Raw genomic sequence first — 20350 nt, 5'->3', positions numbered from 1 at the left:
TTTTACTTTGGGGATTTTTCTGGCGTCGCTGGTTTTATCTTACGCTGATAGACGTCTACGGCGTGATTGTGTTCTTCAAGCGTGGTTGAAAACACATGGGTGCCATCGTTGCGCGATACAAAATAAAGGTAACTCACACTGGCGGGCTTAGACACGGCCATCAATGAGGCTTTACTCGGTGCAGCTATCGGCGTCGGCGGCAATCCAAAGATGCGATAAGTATTAAAAGGCGTCTCTTCGACTAAATCTTTGCGGGTGATATTACCCTTATAGCGATCACCCATGCCGTAAATAACGGTCGGATCGGTTTGCAGACGCATACCTAGGTTAAGACGATTAACAAATACACCGGCGATTTGCTCACGCTCATGGGCTTGGCCGGTTTCCTTTTCAACTATCGATGCCAAAATCAGCATTTCATAGGGCGATTTTAACGGCAAATTTGGCGCCCGTTCTGCCCACGCTTTGGCAAGCTCCTGCTCCATCATTTTATAGCTTTGAGTCAGCATGACTTTAGCATCCGCCTCGGCGGTATAATGATAAGTGTCGGGGAAGAATTTTCCTTCAGGCAAACCAGAATCATCGCCTTGTGCCATCAATACCGCTGCAAAAGCTTCTGGTGACATTTGTAAATGCGGAGCACTGGTAAGCTGTTGTTCCCATTCCACAATAGTTTTACCTTCAACTAAGGTCAAACTGAAGGTTTTTACTTTCCCAGCGATCAAATCATTGAGTAAATCAGTAATCGTTTGTGAAGGTGATATTTCATAAAGTCCCGTGCGAATTTTGGCAAGCTCAGGACGAAACTTAAGTAGCCACTTGAGTTTCCACGTATCTTGAATAACGCCGTCATCGGCAAGTTGCTGCGCCAGTTGATTTACACTGGTGCCGCGTTCAACCTTCAACTCTTTAGGCTCGCTGAGACTCAGCGGCGTTTGACTGTATTCGACAACCGTTTGATAGCCCCAAAAGGCACCCAAACAGACTAAGGTTAGCAAGGTCAACAGGGTTGAACTGGCGATAATAATGATTTTTTTCATAGAGTGAGTGAAAGTGTCTGTCTAAGTTGCGCGGTAATCGGAGCACGGGTGAACTTGAGCGAGTCTATCGCCAGTACATCCACAATCCCTAAAACGCTGTTAGTGATAAACGCTGAGTCAAATTCGATTAAACGCTCGGCGCCAACGGGCAAACATTCGATATTCATGTTCTGTTCAAGCAAGGCCAACATTATCTGTTCGCGCATCACACCCGCCACGCCACACAGGGCTAATGAAGGCGTGATAATGCGATTATCTTTGATAAAAAACACATTCGCCATCGAAGATTCAATCACATTCTCCTCGATATCTTTGACTAACCAGTCATCAAATCCCTGCGGTAAAGAGTGTGATTTAATCAAAACTTGTTCGAGTCGATTTAAATGCTTCATCCCTGCCAACAGAGGCTGCAAACCCAATCGTACCGACGAAGTTTTAAGGCTAATACCCTGTTGCTGCCACTGAGCATAATGACCGGGGATAGTATGAACTGAGACGATTTCGGTAGGATTAACATTTTCTGGCGGTGTATAGCCACGACCACCAACACCACGGGAAACGATTAACTTAATGCAATGATGCGGATATTCAATGGCTAAGATATTCAGTTGCTGTTGCAATGCTTCACTCATTTGCCATTGAAATCCAAGCCTTGCGGCGCTTGCGGTTAAACGGGCTTGATGGGCTTCAAAAAAAATAATCCCCTCAGCGTCCGTTCGCATCGTTGCAAACAGACCATCACCGTAGGCAAGCCCTCGATCGGAAGGGTCGACACTTGCCTGCGATGCGCCATTCACCCAGAACACGCGTGTTAGTCCTGACTGATACGGCTAGCCACCGCTTCTTGCTGATCTTTGTACTTGGCACTTTTACGGGTGTTATAAGGACGTGCAACCGCATGATTTAAGCGTTCAAAGTTAAGCGCACCTATAGTCATGCGTGGGCGCAAGGCTAAAGGTAACTTGCCGCTGTTATAAAACTCGAGCACAATTTTACCTTGCCAACCCGGATCGATACGGTGCGCCGTTACGTGTACCATCAGGCCTAAACGCGCTAGAGACGAACGGCCATCAAGCCAACCGACGATATCAGCAGGTAAAGTTACGCTCTCGTAAGTCACAGCCAAAGCCAATTCTCCAGGATGCAAGAAAAATGCTTCGCCATCGGGGATTTCGATAATCTCACTCATCACCCGATCAAGCGCCGCTTGCATCTCAGCACTTGGACCACTCAAGTCGATAAAAGGCGCGGTATGATCTTTAAAGACGCGAAACTGTCCACCTAAGCGCACATCAACACTGACGCCTGAAATAGCTTCTATGCCTGGGCGAGGTTCTATTACGATAGTGCCGTTATCAAGGGCCTGTTCAATTTCGATATCGGTTAAGCGCATCTTGCCTATTACTCCTTGAGTTTTTATGTCGTTATTTTGCCAGTAAATGTTGGATACGAGTCTTTAAAATATCAGTCGCAATACGATTTTTGCCGCCACGGGGAACGATAATATCAGCGTATTGTTTCGAGGGTTCGATAAACTGTAAGAACATAGGACGCACGGTTTTCTTGTACTGTGAAATCACAGATTCCATCGTACGGCCGCGCTCGGCCACATCACGAGTTAAGCGACGTAGGAAACAAATGTCCAGCGGCGTGTCCATAAACACACTCGCGTCCATCAGAGCACGTAACTTAGGATCGGTCAGCAATAAGATACCTTCTAAAATGATCACCTTTTTCGGTGTCATCTTTAAGGTTTCTGCAGTGCGTGTATGTTCTGTATAGCTATAACAAGGGATATCAACAGCTTCGCCAGACTTGAGCAACTGTAAATGCGTGCACAGCAGTTGATGGTCCAGCGCTTTTGGATGATCGTAATTCGTTAATACCCGTTCATCCATGGATAAATGACTCTGATCGCGATAGTACGCGTCTTCATTAATTACCCCAATTTGATCTGTGCCTAAATCGCGGCGCAATTCGTCAAAAATCGTTTTGGCAATTAAACTTTTGCCCGATGCTGACGCGCCAGCAATTGCAATAATGACACACTGCTGAGAATTCATACCCTTAAACCTTACTCGTCATCTGAAACACTAATAGAAACTGTTTTCTGGCTTTGTTTTAAAGCCAATTCTGCGCCCACTTTACGGGCAATTTCCCGATAAAGAGCTGCGACTTCACTGTCGGGATCGGCAACGACGGTCGGCGCACCATTATCCATGGCTTCACGGATATTAATGTGCAGCGGCAAAGCGCCTAACAGTGGAACTTGATAGCGTTCAGCGATTTTACTGCCGCCGTGTGTTCCAAATGGATGTTCTTTATGACCACACTCAGGACATAAATGGAAACTCATGTTCTCGACTATACCCAGCACAGGAATGTTCACTTTCTGGAACATATTGATGCCCTTCTTGGCATCAGCCAGCGCGATATCCTGCGGTGTAGTTACGATAACAGCGCCGCTCACAGGGACTTTTTGCGATAACGTGAGCTGAATATCCCCTGTGCCTGGTGGCATATCAACGACTAAATAATCCAGTTCTGGCCATTGGGTTTCATTCAGTAACTGGGCCAACGCGCCCGCAGCCATTGGGCCACGCCACACGGCAGCTTCATCACCACTGAGCATAAAACCAATCGACTGCGCGGCAATACCATGGGCACTGGCGGCTGTCATATGTTTGCCATCGGGGGAAAGCGGTCTGAAATTAGGAATACCTAACATCATAGGCACTGACGGGCCGTAAATATCCGCATCGAGAATACCCACCTGCGCACCTTCAGCCGCTAATGCCAAGGCTAAGTTCACCGCTGTGGTTGACTTACCCACGCCGCCCTTACCTGAGGCTACGGCAATCACTTGCTTCACATTGGCAATCGGCGCAATAGAAGATAACGCTGAGTAGGCTTTAGGTTGAAAATCGATTTCACACTCGACTTCATCAATAGCATCGAGCACCGCTAACTTATTCGTCAGCGCCATGACAGTGTCGCGATACTGAGTCATACAAGGGTATGGATAGACTAAGCCAAGCTGCAAACGCTTACCTTCCAATGCCAGCTTATTTACGCATCCTGCGCTCACTAACCCTTTCGCGAGATACGGGTCAACAAATGAATCGAGAATAGCCAGAACTGGCCCGAGAAGATCGTCATTTAAACGATAATCAGTTTGAGTTGAAGACAAAAGAATTACCCCCACCAATAAATTTGCCCAAGTGTACCAGATAATGCAGAAAACATTAGCGCAGATTTAGCTCAATTGGCTCAGGTTTTGATGAAAATCATCCTGTAATCGGTTAGTATCTCTACCAATATTTTTGGCCCACCACGATATTTGAGACAAGATGGCAACTTCACAACGTAAAATTCTCGTGACCAGCGCACTTCCCTATGCAAACGGACCGATACATTTAGGTCACATGCTGGAATACATACAGACAGATATCTGGTCGCGTTATCAAAAGCTTCGTGGACATGAGTGCCACTATATTTGTGCCGATGACGCCCATGGCACGCCAATCATGCTTAAAGCACAGCAATTAGGCATAGCGCCAGAAGACATGATTGCCCAAGTGAACAAAGAACATCAGCAGGATTTTGCCGATTTCAATATCGCCTTCGATAACTATCACAGCACCCACAGCGATGAAAACCGCGTACTGGCGAGTGATATTTATCTCAAGCTACGTGCGAATGGCTATATCAAGAGCAAGAGTATTTCTCAGCTGTTCGATCCTGAGAAATCCATGTTCCTGCCAGACCGCTTCGTAAAAGGCACTTGTCCTAAGTGTAAGTCACCGGATCAATACGGCGATAACTGTGATGCCTGCGGCGCGACTTACAGCCCAACTGAGCTCATCAATCCAAAATCAGCGGTATCGGGTGCGACACCAGTGATGAAAGACACTGAGCACTTTTTCTTCGACCTGCCCGCCTTCGAAGGCATGCTAAAAGAGTGGACTCGCTCTGGTGCCCTGCAAGTCGAAATGGCCAATAAACTCGACGAATGGTTCGAGCAAGGATTGCAGCAATGGGATATCACCCGTGATGCACCGTATTTTGGTTTCGAAATTCCCGATGCGCCAGGTAAGTATTTCTACGTTTGGCTAGATGCGCCTATTGGTTATATGGGTTCGTTCAAAAACCTCTGTGACAAACGCCCTGAGCTGAGCTTTGAGGAATTCTGGGGCAAAGATTCAACCGCCGAGGTTTATCACTTCATCGGTAAAGACATAGTCTACTTCCACAGTCTGTTTTGGCCTGCCATGTTACACGGCTCTGGTTACCGCCAGCCAAACAGCGTCTATGCCCACGGCTATGTGACGGTCAACGGCGCTAAGATGTCAAAATCCAAAGGCACTTTCATCAAGGCGCGAACTTATTTAGATCATTTAGATCCTGAATATTTACGTTACTACTACGCCGCCAAACTCAGCAGCCGTATCGACGATTTAGATTTAAATCTCGAAGATTTCGCCCAGCGCGTGAATTCAGACTTAGTCGGTAAGCTAGTGAACTTAGCCTCGCGCACCGCAGGTTTTATCACTAAACGTTTCGATGGCAAGCTAGCGAAAATTAACGACACCACACTGACTGAGGCGTTTCTAGCCAAGCAAGAGGTGATTGCCGAATTTTACGAAGGCCGCGAATACGGCAAAGCAATGCGCGAAATCATGGCACTGGCGGATATTGCTAACGGTTTTGTAGCCGATGCTGCACCTTGGCAAATGGTGAAACATGACGATCAACAGGAAGCGGCCCATCAAGTGTGTTCAAATGCCTTGAATCTGTTCCGTATTCTCGTGACGTATCTCAAACCTGTATTGCCACGTTTAGCCCAAGATGTGGAAGCCTTCTTCCAACTACCGCTCACTTGGAATGCATTGAACCAAGATTTAGCGGGTCATGAAATCGCGCCATTCAAAGCCATGATGCAACGTGTTGAGCTGGATAAAGTCAATGCTATGGTTGCCGACTCTAAGGATAACCTGCAAGTCACGGCCGATGCACCAAAGACGGCTGCGCCTGAAAAAACAGCTAAAGTTTCATCGGTTAGTAGTGAGCCACTGATTGACGATCCTATCAGTGAGACCATCAACTTTGATGATTTTGCGAAAATCGACCTGCGTATCGCTCGTATCGTGAAAGCCGAGCATGTTGCTGACGCCGACAAGTTACTGAAGTTACAACTCGACATCGGTGGCGAAACACGCCAAGTGTTTGCAGGGATCAAATCGGCCTATTCGCCAGAAGACCTTGAAGGCAAACTAACTGTGATGGTGGCTAACTTAGCGCCACGTAAGATGCGTTTTGGCATGTCAGAAGGCATGGTTTTGGCCGCTGGCCCTGGTGGCAGCGACCTGTGGATTTTAGAACCCCATGAAGGCGCACAGCCTGGCATGCGGGTTAAGTAATCTGCGCTAGATAACGCTCGAAAAATCAATAAGGCCGCATTTTATGTGGCCTTATTTGTTGGTATCGATTGTTTGAGCCGATTCGTTGCTTCGAGTGTCACTTTGTCTTTTAAAAGACTGAGTTTACGCCACTAAGTTTAGCCGACAGGTTTAATCGAATGCTTTAAGTGACAGGTTTCAGAAAACGAGTTAATGCTCGTATTTCTATCGACAAGGCATTCGCTGCAGTGTGATATTCATATCTGTGACAGGTCTAAAATCGACGCGGTGTTCAGTGAGTCATTCGAGGAGTAGTTATGGGAAATATCGTTGAGCAGTTGCTGTTTTCTGCCTCGATTACGGGTCCAATCTGTTTGATGTTAGCGCTCGGTATGATCCTAAAACGCACCCAAATCATCAATGAAAACTTTATTGATGTCGCCTCAAAATTAGTCTTTAACGTGACGCTGCCAGCCTTGCTGTTCCTTAGCATCATTAGCTCAAATCACGATCTCGCCTCCAGTGCGCCCTTAATTGGCTATGGTTTAGCAGCCAATTTCCTGTTTTTTATACTCTCCACCTATGCAACTGGGCGGCTATTTCCCAAGCACAAAGACCAAGGAGTGATCATTCAAGGGGGTTTTAGGGCTAATACCGCCATTATCGGCTTAGCTTATGTTTCCAACGCCTATGGGAGTTCTGGTGTTGCCTTAGCCGCGGTCTATGTTGCCTCGATGACGCTGCTGTATAACATTCAAGCGGTTATTTGCCTAAGCCCTAAAGGCGAAGAATCCAGCCAACGTGCATTTGGCGTGATCATCAAGACCATCACCAAAAACCCGTTGATCATTGCCATTATGGCAGGCATCTTTTTCTATTTGCTTGCTATTCCAGTACCGAAAATGGTGCTCGATGCGGGACAATACTTTGCCAATATGACCCTCCCATTAGCGCTACTGTGTACCGGTGGTTCGCTCGATGTTGGTTCACTCAAACATGAAAAGCATACAACTTGGTTCTCGAGCGCATTGAAACTGATCTTTGCCCCGCTTTTTATCACTATTGGGGCCTTGCTGTTGGGTTATCGAGGAATTGAGTTAGCAATGGTCTTTTTAATGAGTTCTGCGCCCACCGCAGCCGCAAGCTATGTGATGGCGCGCGCCATGGGTGGCAATGCGCCCCTTGCGGCCAATATTATTGCGCTAACCACAGTCTGCTCGCTGATCACGTGCACCTTAGGCATCTTTGTATTGTCTACTTTGGAGCTGATCTAGCAGCAGCTACGAGCTGATTACACAAACGCTAGAGAAAGGGATTTAAGTGACTATAAGTAATAATAAACCACAATAAAAAAGGCGAGCCATGCTCGCCTTTCGTTTAGGAATAAAACAGTTAGATGGTCATCATAAGCCGCTTTATGAATGGATTAGACCGGATTGGTGATATCCACAAAATGGTGCACGAGATCAAACTCGCGGGCGAGGTGACGGCCTAAGGCTTGAATGCCAAAACGTTCTGTCGCATGGTGCCCCGCCGCAAAATAATGTATGCCCTGCTCTACCGCACTATGGAACGTTCGCTCGGACACTTCGCCACTGATAAACGCATCCACACCTAAATTCGCCGCAACATCGATATAATCCTGTGCGCCACCAGTACACCAAGCTAAATGTTGGATCTTTGCATCGCCATCACCAATATGCAGTGGGGCTCTGCCTAACGCATTCTCAAGGGTGTGAGAAAATTCGCTAGCACTGACTGCAAGATCAAGTTTTCCACGCCACAGTAGCCCCTGAGCCACCTCTTCGATGGCTTCTGCGTCAATGATCCCAAGCTGCCTCCCCAAAGTCGCGTTATTACCGAGCATTGGGTGGGCATCTAAGGGTAAATGATATCCAAACAAGCTAATATCATGCTTGAGCAGCGCCTTAATTCGGCGTTGTTTCATGCCTGTGATCACTTCAGGCTCATTCTTCCAAAAAAAGCCGTGATGAACCAATATCGCATCGGCGTTTAATCGAATCGCTTCATCGATCAAGGCCTGACACGCTGTCACGCCCGTGACTAAGGTGCGGATCTCATCCTTGCCTTCTACCTGCAGCCCATTGGGTGCGTAATCCTTAAAGGCCGACACATGTAAAAAATCGGCTAAATATTGGCTTAGTTCTGTCCGTGTCATTGCATTACCGTCCGTTACTCTAGATGACCATTTACTGAAGATGAGCACTTATTCAAGATGAGACAATCGCTTACATCGCGATATCAACACGCACGCCACCTTGCAGGTACACCACTCGAACTCTGTCACCCGCGTTAAACGTCATGCCAGCATCGTAATCTTGGATCACCATGACCTGAGTACCATCTTCTTGATTGATCATCAGTTCCACCAGCTTAAACGATTGCACGCTAGTACCGCTGCCATAACGGTTACCGATACCCCCACCAATCAAGGCACCTAAAATCGTCGCCACATCTCGACCCGAACCGCCACCAAACTGATTACCAATCACCCCACCCGCTAAGGCGCCGCCGAAGGTTTTCCAACCTTGATTACGGTCTTCAATTAACTGGGTTTCGGTGATATTACGTACCGAAGTGATATCGCCATAGAGTACTTTCTCAACTGGCACGGCTTGATTGCGATCATAGCCAGCATTAGCGGGACTAATGATAAAAGCAAAAATAAACATAAAGCTTGCTAGAGTAGGTTTCCACATATCTGAATTTCCGCTAACTTAATAATAAGGTCTATAACTAAATCATACTCAATTGTGAAGTCACTGTCTTTCCTGAATCACGAATTTGACGCTTTTCCTTCGCCCGAGCTCGCCTTAACCGATCCTAATGGTTTATTGGCTATCGGCGGCGACTTACGTCCTGAACGTTTACTCTCTGCTTACTACAACGGTATTTTTCCTTGGTTTAATTCTGACGATCCCATCCTGTGGTGGTCGCCGGATCCCCGCGCCGTGTTTATTCCAGGTGAAATTCACATCAGCACCAGCCTGCGTAAATACTTAAAAAAACAACCTTGGCGGATCACAATCAATCACGCTTTCACCGATGTGATGGCGGGATGTGCGCAGCCAAGAGAAAAACAGAGCGGCACTTGGATCACCCAAGAAATTCAAATGGCCTATCGCGAATTGCATCAAACAGGTCATGCCCACTCCATTGAAGTGTGGGAAGGTGAACGTTTAATCGGTGGGCTTTACGGCTTAGCGATCGGCCAAGTATTTTGCGGCGAATCCATGTTTCACCGTAAAACCAATGCGTCCAAGGCCGCCGTTGCAGCACTGCAACAACATTTACTCAAGATGGGATTCAAACTCATCGACGCACAAGTGATGAATCCCCACCTAGAAAGTTTGGGAGCTAAAGCTATTAAACGCATTGATTTTATAACGTTACTGAGCGAACTGAGAAACAATCCCGTGGACCCAAATACTTGGGCCACTAAAGAGGTCATCCTTGAACTCGAGTAAAGCGTCGATCGCTATCGGTATCAGTCAAATATTTCCCTGCAGCTACCTTGATGGCCAGCAGGAGCAGCTACTCGTCATCCAAGAAGATACGCTCGATCCCATTTTATTTGAGCGTTTGCTCGCGGTGGGTTTTCGCCGCAGTGGTAGCTCTATCTACAAACCTCGCTGCCCTAGATGCAGTGCATGCCAACCAATCCGTGTGCCAACGCATGAATTTGTCCCATCGAAACGCCAAAAACGCACTTTAGCAAAAAACCAAGATCTGACTTGGCGTATAACATCGGAGCAAACCGCCGAGCAATATACGCTATATGAACATTACATTCGTGGGCGACATTTTGACGGCCCCATGTTTCCCCCGAGTGAAGATCAATATAATCACTTTCTTTTTTGCCATTGGTTACCGCCAACGTTTATCGAAGTCTATGATGGAAATAAATTATTGGCAGTTGCGGTCACTGATAGTTTGCCCAATAGTCTTTCGGCAATTTACAGCTATTTTGACCCCGACGAAGAACATCGCTCCCTCGGTGCACTGTTAATTTTAATTCAGTGTCGACTGGCGAAACTCATGAATAAAGAATTTGTTTATCTCGGATATCAAATAGATGAAAACCGTAAGATGTCTTACAAGCGTTTGTATCGCCCTTATCAAATTCTGACACCGACGGGCTGGGAGTATTCCCAAGTTTGCTAAGTACTTCCCCTTTACAGCGGGGGGAATTTGGGGCATGATACGCCCGTTTTTTATATTCGAAGGCTAATGGGATAATTAATTAATGGCGAAAGAAGACAACATTGAAATGCAAGGCACTATCCTTGAAACCTTGCCAAACACAATGTTTCGTGTAGAGCTTGAAAATGGTCATGTGGTGATAGCCCACATTTCAGGCAAAATGCGTAAAAACTACATCCGGATCCTCACTGGCGATAAAGTTACCGTCCAGCTGACTCCTTATGATCTGACCAAAGGTCGCATTGTCTTCCGCGCACGCTGATATAGCCTCTTAGATTTAAAAACCCGGCAAGGCCGGTTTTTTTTGTTTGCGAAAGATGAAAAAAATGGCTGCAATTGCAGCCATTTTTATGTCTAAAACTAATGGATAATCAAGCATTAAGCTTTTGTTGTCGCTTTTTCGTGACGTTCGGTACGAATGACAATCTCGCCCTCCTTCACATCCACATGCGCCACTCCGCCTGACTCTAAGACACCAAATAATATCTCGTCAGCCAATGGACGTTTGATCAATTCGGTCACGACCCGAGCCATTGGACGTGCGCCCATGTTCTTATCGTAGCCTTTCTCGGCCAACAAGGTTCTGGCTTCGTCGCTGACTTCCAAAGTAACGTGTTTTGCATCCAACTGAGCCTGCAATTCCACCAAGAATTTATCGACCACTTTGGCGATAATCGTCATATCCAAATGATTGAACCAAATGATGGAATCGAGACGATTTCGAAATTCTGGCGAAAATACTCGATTAATTTCAGATAATGCATCTTGGGTGTGATCTTGCTGGGTAAAGCCAATAGACTTACGAATAGTCTCCTGTACACCCGCGTTAGTGGTCATCACCAAAGTCACATGTCTGAAGTCAGCCTTACGACCATTATTATCGGTCAAAGTACCGTGATCCATCACCTGCAACAGCAGGTTATAGACATCACGGTGGGCCTTCTCAATTTCATCCAATAGCACGACACAGTGCGGATTTTTAATCACTGCATCCGTGAGCAAGCCACCTTGGTCATAACCCACATAACCAGGAGGCGCACCAATCAGGCGTGACACTGTATGGCTTTCCATGTACTCAGACATGTCAAAGCGCACCAGTTTCATCCCCAAGCAGTTGGCCAGTTGGTTAGTGACTTCGGTTTTACCCACACCGGTGGGACCGGCGAATAAGAAGCTCCCCACAGGTTTTCGGTCAGCACCTAAGCCACTGCGCGATAAGCGAATGGCCGAACTCAGACTCTCAATGGCCTTATCTTGGCCAAAGACCACCATCTTAAGGTTGCGCTCAAGGTTACGCAGTAAGTCCTTATCAGTAGCGGATACCGACTTCTCAGGGATACGTGCCATTTTCGCCACAATCGACTCAATCTCGGCCTGGCCTATGGTCTTTTTACGTTTACTCATAGGCAGCATCACCATACGCGCACCCGCTTCATCAATCACATCGATGGCTTTATCGGGTAAATGCCTGTCGTTGATGTGCTTGGCCGACAATACTGCAGCGCTGCTGATCGCGGCCTGAGTATAACGAACCCCATGATATTCTTCGTATTTAGACTTAAGCCCCATCAAAATCTTAGTGGTTTCTTCCACTGAAGGCTCATTGATATCCACCTTTTGGAAACGACGTGCAAGTGCGCGATCTTTCTCAAAAATACTTTGATATTCTTGGAAAGTAGTCGAGCCCATGCAACGCAAATTGCCGCTAGATAGCAAAGGTTTCAGCAGATTAGAGGCATCCATTACGCCGCCAGAGGCCGCGCCCGCACCGATAATGGTGTGGATCTCATCGATGAATAGGATGGCATGCTTATCCGCCGCCAGTTCTTTTAACAGGTTCTTAAAGCGTTTTTCAAAGTCACCGCGATACTTAGTTCCCGCCAGCAGTGAACCTAAATCTAAGGAATACACTGTCGCTTCAAGCATTACATCGGGTACTTGTTTATTGACAATGCGATACGCTAACCCTTCAGCAATCGCTGTTTTACCTACACCCGCCTCACCCACTAACAGTGGATTATTTTTACGGCGACGGCACAGGGTTTGAATCGCGCGCTCAATTTCTTGGTCGCGACCAATCAAAGGGTCGATGATCCCTTGCTTTGCAAGTTGATTTAAGTTGGACGCAAATTGCGACAACATACTACGCTCTTCGCTGCCTTCGCCCTGCTCTTCGACACGTTCTTGATCTTGATGTGACTCAGCATCATCATTTTTGGCGAAACCATGGGAAATAAAATTCACTACATCGAGGCGACTAATGTCGCAGCGGCGCAGTAAATACACGGCTTGGGATTCTTGCTCACTGAAAATGGCAACTAACACGTTAGCGCCGTTCACTTCATTGCGACCCGATGACTGCACATGGAATACTGCCCGTTGCAGCACTCGCTGGAACCCAAGCGTCGGCTGAGTTTCTTTGTCATCATCAATATCGGCAATGATTGGGGTTGTTTGTTGGATAAAGCTTGCCACTTCATCTCTGAGTTTATCTAGATTCGCTCCACAGGCGATTAACGCTTCTTGAGCCGCAGGATTGTCGATCAGAGCTAATAACAGATGTTCCACTGTCATATACTCGTGACGCGCGTCTCTGGCTTGCTGAAACGCCAGATTTAAGGTGACTTCCAGATCTTTGTTCAGCATAAGCACCCCCAAAATTAACAACAGACTACAGAGTAAAGCGGTTTTATGCTTTCTCTAACGAACACAGTAACGGATGTTGGTTTTGTCTTGCAAATTGATTTACTTGTATCACCTTAGTTTCTGCAATCCCAAACGGGAAAATACCGCAAATCCCTTTTCCTTGGTGATGGATCGTCAACATGATATCGGTCGCTTCCTGCTCGTTCTTGCGAAAGAAAACCTGCAAAACTTCAATCACAAAATCCATTGGGGTGTAATCATCATTATTGAGTACCACCTTATACATCGAAGGCGGCATTAACTCTGATTCGACACGTTCTTCAACGTGTTCAATATTTCCTATCTTTGCCATTTTTTAATACTAGCCTCTCGTGTTGGCCTCTTCCAATTGATCCGTTCAAATTAATCAGTTGTTACCCCTTTGTTAATTTTAGCTTGACTTCCGCATTTACTCCTTACATTCTGTTGTGCAGACGGTGAACGAATACCCGTCTATACAGGTTTTACTATCTTACTGGTAAGTAGACAACAGAAGGAAGTGGAAGTATGGCAAGCGGAACTGTTAAATGGTTCAACAACGTCAAAGGATTCGGGTTTATTTGCCCTGATCAAGGTGGTGAGGACGTTTTTGCACACTATTCTACCATTGAAATGGAAGGCTATCGAACTCTAAAAGCAGGCCAACCCGTTCAATTTGAAGTAGAAGCCGGTCCAAAAGGGATGCACGCTTCAGCCATTTCACCAACAAAATAACGTTTGGTGAGGCCAATGATCTAAAAGGCAGGGACTTGTCCCTGCCTTTTTATTGCTGCGTGTTTCATCAATTCTCACCACTTAATGCTGCATCGCTCATCATCATTTCGCATGAATTTAATTCAAGTTCAATCGCCACACATCATCCATTGCATCCCAGAAAAAAGTTTTTATCATCGGTCTCGACAGCAAATTTAGGGTATAAAAAAGGATCTGCAATGCAGACCCTTTTTTAAAATCAGTCTAATGACTTACAACTTTACATCAACTTAGATGGCCAACACTGACGCGCACGCCATCTAAAAGTGATAACGAGCGGGATTAAGCAATCAACAGCTTGTTCAACGTCTCGCTTGGGCGCATGGCTTTTTCAGCCTTAGCCGCATCTAAACGGTAGTAACCACCTAAATCGACTGGTGCACCTTGTGCCATCGCTAATTCAGCCACAATCACTTGCTCATTCGCCGCGAGCGCATGCGCTAACGGAATAAAGTGTGCTTGTAACTGCTCATCGCTGGTTTGCGCTGCTAAGGCTTGTGCCCAGTACATGGCTAAGTAGAAATGGCTACCACGGTTATCCAGCTCACCGACTCTTCTTGATGGCGATTTATTGCTATCTAAGAATTGGCCAATGGCTTGATCTAAAGTATCGGCTAATACTTGGGCTTTTGGATTGCCCACTGTTTGGCTTAAATGCTCAAGAGACGCCGCCAGAGCCAAGAATTCACCGAGCGAATCCCAACGTAAGTGACCTTCTTTCTCAAGCTGTTGCACGTGCTTAGGCGCACTACCACCCGCACCTGTTTCAAATAGACCGCCGCCGTTCATTAATGGAACGATTGACAGCATTTTAGCACTGGTGCCTAGCTCAAGGATAGGGAACAAGTCAGTCAGGTAGTCACGTAGAACGTTACCCGTAACTGAAATGGTATCTTTGCCTTCTTTGATGCGAGCCAAAGACAAACGCGTCGCGTCTTCTGGAGACATAATGCTGATATCTAAGCCATCAGTGTCATGTTCTGGCAGGTACTGCTGCACTTTTGCAATGATTTGCGCATCGTGGGCACGTTTGCTATCTAACCAGAATACCGCAGGGGTATTGCTTAAACGGGCACGGCGCACGGCCAGTTTTACCCAATCACGGATAGGTGCGTCTTTAACTTGGCACATTCTCCAGATATCGCCCGCTTCCACGTTATGGCTCATCAATACCTTACCGCTGGCATCGACAACGTTAACCACACCGTCAGCAGGAATTTCAAAGGTCTTATCGTGGCTGCCGTACTCTTCGGCTTTTTGCGCCATCAAGCCCACGTTTGGCACGCTGCCCATGGTTTTAGGATCAAAAGCGCCGTGCTCTTTACAAAAAGCAATCGTTTCTTGGTAAATACCGGCATAGCAACGATCAGGGATCATGGCTTTAGTGTCATGCAGTTGACCGTCTGGTCCCCACATTTGGCCAGATGAACGAATCGCAGCAGGCATAGACGCATCGATAATGATGTCGCTTGGTACGTGTAAGTTGGTGATACCTTTGTCAGAATCAACCATAGCCAATGCGGGACGCGCAGCGTAAACGGCGGCGATATCGGCTTCGACTTCGGCGCGGCTATCAGCAGGTAATGTCGCTATTTTGGCATAAACATCACCAAAACCGTTGTTAACATCAACGCCTAATTCAGCGAAAAGCGCCGCATGTTTGTCAAATACTGGCTTGAAGAAGACCTTCACAGCGTGACCAAACATAATAGGATCAGACACTTTCATCATAGTGGCTTTCAGATGCAGCGATAACAGCACATCTTCAGCTTTGGCGTTTTCGATTTCACGCTCATAGAAGCTCACTAAGGCTTTTTTACTCAACACCGCAGCATCGATAATTTCGCCAGCCAGCAGCTTAAGACCCGATTTGAGCACCACTTCTTGACCATCTTTTTGGGTCAGCACGATATTCACGCTGCCCGCATCAGATAAAGTCACAGACTGCTCGCTACCGTAGAAATCACCGTCAGTCATGTGGGCAACGTGTGACTTGGAATCTTTGGCCCATTTCCCCATGGAATGCGGGTTTTTCTTGGCGAAGTTTTTCACCGATAATGGGGCACGGCGATCTGAGTTACCTTCACGCAGTACTGGGTTTACCGCACTGCCTTTAATCTTGTCGTAACGTGTTTTAATTGACTTTTCAGCGTCGGTTTTTGGCTCATCCGGATAATTAGGGATGTCGTAACCTTTTTGCTGCAGTTCAAGGATACAGGCTTTTAATTGTGGGATCGAAGCACTGATATTTGGTAACTTGATGATGTTCGCTTCTGGCTGATTCGCTAACTCGCCAAGCTCTGTCAGATGGTCGCCAATCTTTTGTGCTTCAGTCAGTTGCTCAGGGAAACTGGCAATAATACGGCCCGATAACGAGATATCACGGGTTTCAACCGCAACGCCCGCGGCGTCGGTAAACGTTCTGATAATAGGTAAGAGTGAGAGGGTGGCCAGTGCTGGCGCTTCGTCTGTTTCAGTGTAAATAATTGTTGATGAGTTATCTTTCATGTTACATCCTACATTATTGTAAAATTTAATATTTTTTATAATAATTTTATAGCATGGCGAACAAATCTGAGCACAGGAAAAATATCAATCAAGGCAATCGACCACGCCCTCATCTTTCAAATTCTCAATGCCCTTCTGTCTTTGCGCGCAAGCTAAAATTTGTTACAACGACTCATTAAAACCTAATAAACATTTAGGCACAGATCACATTTTCTGGCCGACATCATAGAGCATTCGCAATAATATTCAAATTCCACTAACGGCGAATGCCAAGTACACTATGACCACATTAACGACTCAATCAAGTCAGGTAAGCGTGTCTCAACCTCCTGTTAGCAAAAGTATGAACAAAAACAAGTTTCAACCTAAAGGTGCCAATGCCAGCGCAAGTTCCCCAGCCAAGAGCCCGATTAAACCCGCTAAGCCCGCCAGCAGAGGCCCTGCCAACCGCGCTACCGCCGTAGATAGCAAAGTGGCGCCAGTACGAAATGCCAATGGCAGTTTAAAGAAAGAACCCTTTAAAAATCCTAATCGACGCGCAATTGCGGCGGCAAAACCGGTGCAGAGCCAAACCCTCGCACCGATTATTGTGCTGTTTAATAAGCCTTTTGATGTACTTTGCCAGTTTACCGATGAACAAGGTCGCAAGACCCTAAAAGACTATATCCCCATTCCTGACGTGTATGCCGCAGGCCGCTTAGACAGAGACAGTGAAGGCTTGTTGTTGCTGACCAATGACGGTCAATTACAGGCAAGACTGACAGAGCCGAAAAAGAAAACCTTTAAAACCTATTGGGTGCAAGTAGAAGGCGTTCCGACGGAAGATGTACTAACAAAACTGCGCCAAGGTGTTGAATTAAATGATGGTATAACGCTGCCTGCTAAAGTCAAAATCATGGATTCACCTGACATTTGGCCACGTAATCCACCGGTGAGAGAGCGCAAAAATATCCCAACAACTTGGCTAGAAATCCAAATTCATGAAGGCCGCAACCGCCAAGTCAGACGCATGACAGCGCATATCGGTTTTCCGACCTTAAGATTAATCCGTTATAAAATAGGCCAATGGAGTCTAGATAATTTGCCATCGGGTGAGCACAAATGCATCCGTCTCGGTGATGAAGTCTAAATTTCAGCCTAATTTTTGCGTTCCAATCCACTCAAAGGAGGCTCCATGAGTCAAAGATATAAACCCCATGTGACCGTCGCTTGTATTGTTCATGCAACTTCACAGGACAAATATCTGATGGTAGAAGAGTGGATTGAAGGCGAGCAACGCTTTAATCAACCCGCGGGTCACTTAGAAGCGAATGAAAGCTTGATCCAAGCCTGTGAGCGCGAAGTGTTTGAAGAAACGGGGTTATCACTCAAAGCCCAAGGACTCGTCGGTATTTATCAACTCAGCGCCAGTGAAGACTTAGCCTTTGTGCGCTTTACTTTTTTCGTGCAGTTAGATGATATGCCCTCACCTGCGCCGCAGGATAAAGCGATCCATAGTGCGCATTGGTTAAGTCTTGCGCAGATAGAAGCCAAGTCCTCTTTACTGCGCAGTCCCTTAGTACTCGATTGCTTAAAAGACTATCTCAATCAGGCACAAAATGGCCAAACTTATCCCCTTAGCCTACTCAATAGTGACCGCCTCACGATAGCCCAAGCGAGCAAGGCGTGATAGAATACCGCCCCGCATAAACGGCTGGCTAAGCTTAATGCGTGTGCTACTGCAGAGGCCTTGTACAACAAATAAATAGTTGGCCGTAAATGAGAGGTTTACTGACAGTTTGCGGACTCATTTTATTTGATAGCGCTGGCAAAGTTTGATTTAGCAATCAGCAGCACAGCACCTAGATGTAAAGTTAGCTTGGATTTAAAGTTAGCTTGGATTTTTAGTTAGCCCATATTTTTAGTTAGGTTAGGTATTTTTGTTACGCGCTCAATGTCGCGGCTTAAATTCATCCACCTAGCCAACACACATACTCAATGGTTTTTAGGATTTATGACATCAATCGAACCCACTCATACAGGAAAAAAAGTCATTGTCGGCATGTCCGGCGGTGTAGATTCATCTGTTTCAGCCTATTTGCTTATGCAGCAAGGCTATCAGGTTGAAGGCCTTTTCATGAAGAACTGGGAAGAAGATGACAACAACGAGTACTGCGCGGCCGCAGAAGATTTAAAAGATGCCCAAGCCGTATGCGACAAGCTCGGGATCAAGCTACACACAGTCAACTTTGCTGCCGAATATTGGGACAATGTATTTGAGTATTTCCTCGCTGAATACAAAGCCGGGCGCACGCCAAATCCCGATATCATGTGCAACAAAGAAATCAAATTTAAGGCATTTTTAGAATTTGCCGATGAAATCCTCGACGCCGATTACATCGCAATGGGCCACTATGTTCGCCGTCGCGATAACAGCGACGGCAGTACGCAAATGCTCCGTGGCGTTGATGGCAATAAAGATCAAAGTTATTTCCTCTACACCCTTAGCCATGAGCAAGTTGCCCGAAGCCTGTTCCCTGTCGGTGAGCTCGAAAAACATCAAGTTCGTGAAATTGCGAAAGAAATGGGCTTAATCACCCATGACAAAAAAGACAGTACTGGCATCTGCTTTATCGGTGAGCGCAAGTTCACTGAATTTCTAGGGACTTATTTACCGGCGCAGCCTGGCAATATTGAAACCCCAGAAGGCGAAGTCATAGGCACGCACCAAGGACTCATGTACCACACCTTAGGCCAACGTAAAGGCTTAGGCATTGGCGGCATGAAAAACAGCAATGACGATCCTTGGTATGTGGTCGATAAAGATCTTGAGCGTAACGTATTGATCGTGGGTCAAGGCGGACACCATCCCCGTTTGATGTCGACCGGCATGACAGTTAACCAACTGCATTGGGTAGATAGAACTGGGCCTGTCGATGGTTGTCATATCGCAGTGAAAACCCGTTATCGCCAACAAGATGTGCCTTGTACATTAACCTACACAGATGAACACACCTTGCGCGTGGTCTTCGATGAACCTGTTGCGGCGGTGACGCCTGGACAGTCTGCGGTATTTTATGATGGTGAGGTCTGCCTAGGTGGCGGCATCATAGATCAATTAATCCGAGGGTAAAGCGTGAACGAGCAACTCATTAATCGGACTATGGCGTTTGCAGGCATACTGCAAGCCATTGCCCAAGTTCAACATTTAGCGCGCCATGGCGAATTGGATAATGCCGAGCTCGCAGCGAGCTTAAACACCATTCTCGTCACCAATCCTGACAATACGCCCGATGTCTACCAAGATAAAATCGTATTGCAAAAAGGCTATAAGCTGATCCTGAACCAGCTCGGTGACAGCAGCCAAAAAGATGTTGAAATCACCCGCTATTTAGTGGGCGTGCTTGCCCTTGAGCGTAAACTCGTGCGCTCTAACAGTGGCTTAGGCATGTTGGCTGAACGTATTAATCAAGTGAATCGCCAGCTACATCATTTTGCCATCACAGATGAGCAAGTTGTTGCCAATCTTGCCAGCATTTACAGTGACATCATCAGTAATTTAGGGCCAAAAATCCAAATATCGGGTAATCCTGTGTGTTTGCAGCGCCCTATTGTACAACATAAAATTCGTGCTCTGCTGCTTGCCGCTATACGCAGCGCAGTACTGTGGCGTCAGTTGGGCGGTAAACGTCGACACTTAGTCTTCGCCCGCAAAGCCATAGTCGATACAGCCAAGAAAAGTCTTACCCTATAATAAAATTA

20 protein-coding genes are annotated in these 20350 nt (G+C 46.5%); 10 read left to right on the top strand and 10 right to left on the bottom strand.

Annotated features, from left to right (window positions below; genetic code table 11):
* Window positions 1–2: 2 nt before the first annotated feature.
* The 5 genes from mltG to apbC are packed head-to-tail and all read right to left on the bottom strand — an operon-like array spanning window position 3 to window position 4230.
* Window positions 3–1040: an endolytic transglycosylase MltG gene (gene mltG, locus HQQ92_RS08360; protein ID WP_173244534.1), complete on the bottom strand. Its 1038-nt coding sequence runs from the start codon at window positions 1038–1040 to the stop codon at window positions 3–5.
* Window positions 1037–1846, bottom strand: a complete 810-nt coding sequence (gene pabC, locus HQQ92_RS08355; RefSeq protein WP_173244531.1) for an aminodeoxychorismate lyase — start codon at window positions 1844–1846, stop codon at window positions 1037–1039. The genes mltG and pabC overlap by 4 nt, the downstream gene beginning before the upstream one ends.
* Window positions 1847–1851: 5 nt before the next feature.
* A complete protein-coding gene (dcd, locus tag HQQ92_RS08350; protein WP_028759747.1) occupies window positions 1852–2433 on the bottom strand; it encodes a dCTP deaminase in 582 nt (193 codons plus the stop codon).
* Between the two features lie 31 nt (window positions 2434–2464).
* Window positions 2465–3103: a uridine kinase gene (gene udk, locus HQQ92_RS08345; RefSeq protein ID WP_028759746.1), complete on the bottom strand. Its 639-nt coding sequence runs from the start codon at window positions 3101–3103 to the stop codon at window positions 2465–2467.
* 11 nt (window positions 3104–3114) lie between these two features.
* Complete coding sequence (apbC, locus tag HQQ92_RS08340; RefSeq protein WP_006086266.1) at window positions 3115–4230, bottom strand: iron-sulfur cluster carrier protein ApbC; 1116 nt, start codon at window positions 4228–4230, stop codon at window positions 3115–3117.
* A 160-nt stretch (window positions 4231–4390) separates the two neighbouring features.
* Here apbC and metG point away from each other — a divergent pair, with 160 nt between their 5' ends.
* On the top strand, window positions 4391–6460 hold the full coding sequence (gene metG / locus HQQ92_RS08335) for a methionine--tRNA ligase (RefSeq protein WP_173244527.1): 2070 nt from the start codon (window positions 4391–4393) through the stop codon (window positions 6458–6460).
* Between the two features lie 296 nt (window positions 6461–6756).
* Window positions 6757–7713: an AEC family transporter gene (locus HQQ92_RS08330; protein ID WP_173244524.1), complete on the top strand. Its 957-nt coding sequence runs from the start codon at window positions 6757–6759 to the stop codon at window positions 7711–7713.
* A gap of 152 nt (window positions 7714–7865) precedes the next feature.
* Here HQQ92_RS08330 and HQQ92_RS08325 read toward each other — a convergent pair whose 3' ends face one another.
* Window positions 7866–8618 (bottom strand): Nif3-like dinuclear metal center hexameric protein, encoded by a 753-nt coding sequence (locus HQQ92_RS08325; RefSeq protein ID WP_173244521.1) that lies wholly within the window; start codon window positions 8616–8618, stop codon window positions 7866–7868.
* Between the two features lie 70 nt (window positions 8619–8688).
* A complete protein-coding gene (locus HQQ92_RS08320; RefSeq protein ID WP_028759742.1) occupies window positions 8689–9159 on the bottom strand; it encodes a glycine zipper 2TM domain-containing protein in 471 nt (156 codons plus the stop codon).
* A 54-nt stretch (window positions 9160–9213) separates the two neighbouring features.
* Between HQQ92_RS08320 and aat the strand changes: the two genes are divergently transcribed.
* The 3 genes from aat (at window position 9214) to infA (ending at window position 10925) form a co-directional block, all read left to right on the top strand.
* The gene (gene aat, locus HQQ92_RS08315; protein WP_173244518.1) at window positions 9214–9927 is read left to right on the top strand and encodes a leucyl/phenylalanyl-tRNA--protein transferase; all 714 of its coding nucleotides are present in this window, start codon (window positions 9214–9216) and stop codon (window positions 9925–9927) included.
* Window positions 9914–10624 carry an arginyltransferase gene (locus tag HQQ92_RS08310; protein WP_028759740.1) on the top strand — a complete coding sequence of 237 codons (711 nt, stop codon included), beginning with the start codon at window positions 9914–9916 and terminating at the stop codon, window positions 10622–10624. The genes aat and HQQ92_RS08310 overlap by 14 nt, the downstream gene beginning before the upstream one ends.
* An 82-nt stretch (window positions 10625–10706) precedes the next feature.
* Window positions 10707–10925, top strand: a complete 219-nt coding sequence (infA, locus tag HQQ92_RS08305; RefSeq protein ID WP_006081934.1) for a translation initiation factor IF-1 — start codon at window positions 10707–10709, stop codon at window positions 10923–10925.
* Window positions 10926–11041: 116 nt separating this feature from the next.
* Here the strand turns inward: infA and clpA are convergent, their stop codons facing one another.
* Together clpA and clpS are read right to left on the bottom strand one after the other, a co-directional pair.
* Window positions 11042–13309, bottom strand: a complete 2268-nt coding sequence (gene clpA, locus HQQ92_RS08300; RefSeq protein ID WP_173244515.1) for an ATP-dependent Clp protease ATP-binding subunit ClpA — start codon at window positions 13307–13309, stop codon at window positions 11042–11044.
* Between the two features lie 43 nt (window positions 13310–13352).
* Window positions 13353–13661 carry an ATP-dependent Clp protease adapter ClpS gene (gene clpS / locus HQQ92_RS08295; RefSeq protein ID WP_006081936.1) on the bottom strand — a complete coding sequence of 103 codons (309 nt, stop codon included), beginning with the start codon at window positions 13659–13661 and terminating at the stop codon, window positions 13353–13355.
* 194 nt (window positions 13662–13855) lie between these two features.
* On the opposite strand from clpS, the gene cspD reads away from it, so the two are divergent.
* Window positions 13856–14062, top strand: coding sequence for a cold shock domain-containing protein CspD (cspD, locus tag HQQ92_RS08290; RefSeq protein WP_173244513.1), 207 nt, complete (start codon window positions 13856–13858; stop codon window positions 14060–14062).
* A 321-nt stretch (window positions 14063–14383) separates the two neighbouring features.
* Here cspD and HQQ92_RS08285 read toward each other — a convergent pair whose 3' ends face one another.
* Window positions 14384–16609 (bottom strand): NADP-dependent isocitrate dehydrogenase, encoded by a 2226-nt coding sequence (locus HQQ92_RS08285; RefSeq protein ID WP_173244510.1) that lies wholly within the window; start codon window positions 16607–16609, stop codon window positions 14384–14386.
* A 343-nt stretch (window positions 16610–16952) separates the two neighbouring features.
* On the opposite strand from HQQ92_RS08285, the gene rluE reads away from it, so the two are divergent.
* The 4 genes from rluE (at window position 16953) to hflD (ending at window position 20342) form a co-directional block, all read left to right on the top strand.
* Window positions 16953–17738, top strand: a complete 786-nt coding sequence (gene rluE / locus HQQ92_RS08280; RefSeq protein ID WP_217272616.1) for a 23S rRNA pseudouridine(2457) synthase RluE — start codon at window positions 16953–16955, stop codon at window positions 17736–17738.
* 45 nt (window positions 17739–17783) lie between these two features.
* Entirely contained in the window at window positions 17784–18278 is a 495-nt protein-coding gene (locus tag HQQ92_RS08275) for an NUDIX hydrolase (protein ID WP_105252674.1), read from the top strand.
* 324 nt (window positions 18279–18602) lie between these two features.
* On the top strand, window positions 18603–19721 hold the full coding sequence (gene mnmA / locus HQQ92_RS08270; protein ID WP_173244504.1) for a tRNA 2-thiouridine(34) synthase MnmA: 1119 nt from the start codon (window positions 18603–18605) through the stop codon (window positions 19719–19721).
* A 3-nt stretch (window positions 19722–19724) separates the two neighbouring features.
* A complete protein-coding gene (gene hflD / locus HQQ92_RS08265; RefSeq protein WP_028759733.1) occupies window positions 19725–20342 on the top strand; it encodes a high frequency lysogenization protein HflD in 618 nt (205 codons plus the stop codon).
* Window positions 20343–20350: the final 8 nt, after the last annotated feature.

The organism is Shewanella sp. DC2-4, assembly GCF_013248875.1.
Lineage (GTDB): Bacteria > Pseudomonadota > Gammaproteobacteria > Enterobacterales > Shewanellaceae > Shewanella > Shewanella oncorhynchi.
Note: the sequence above shows the minus strand (reverse complement) of the source record. Positions and strands in the feature narration are given on the sequence as shown.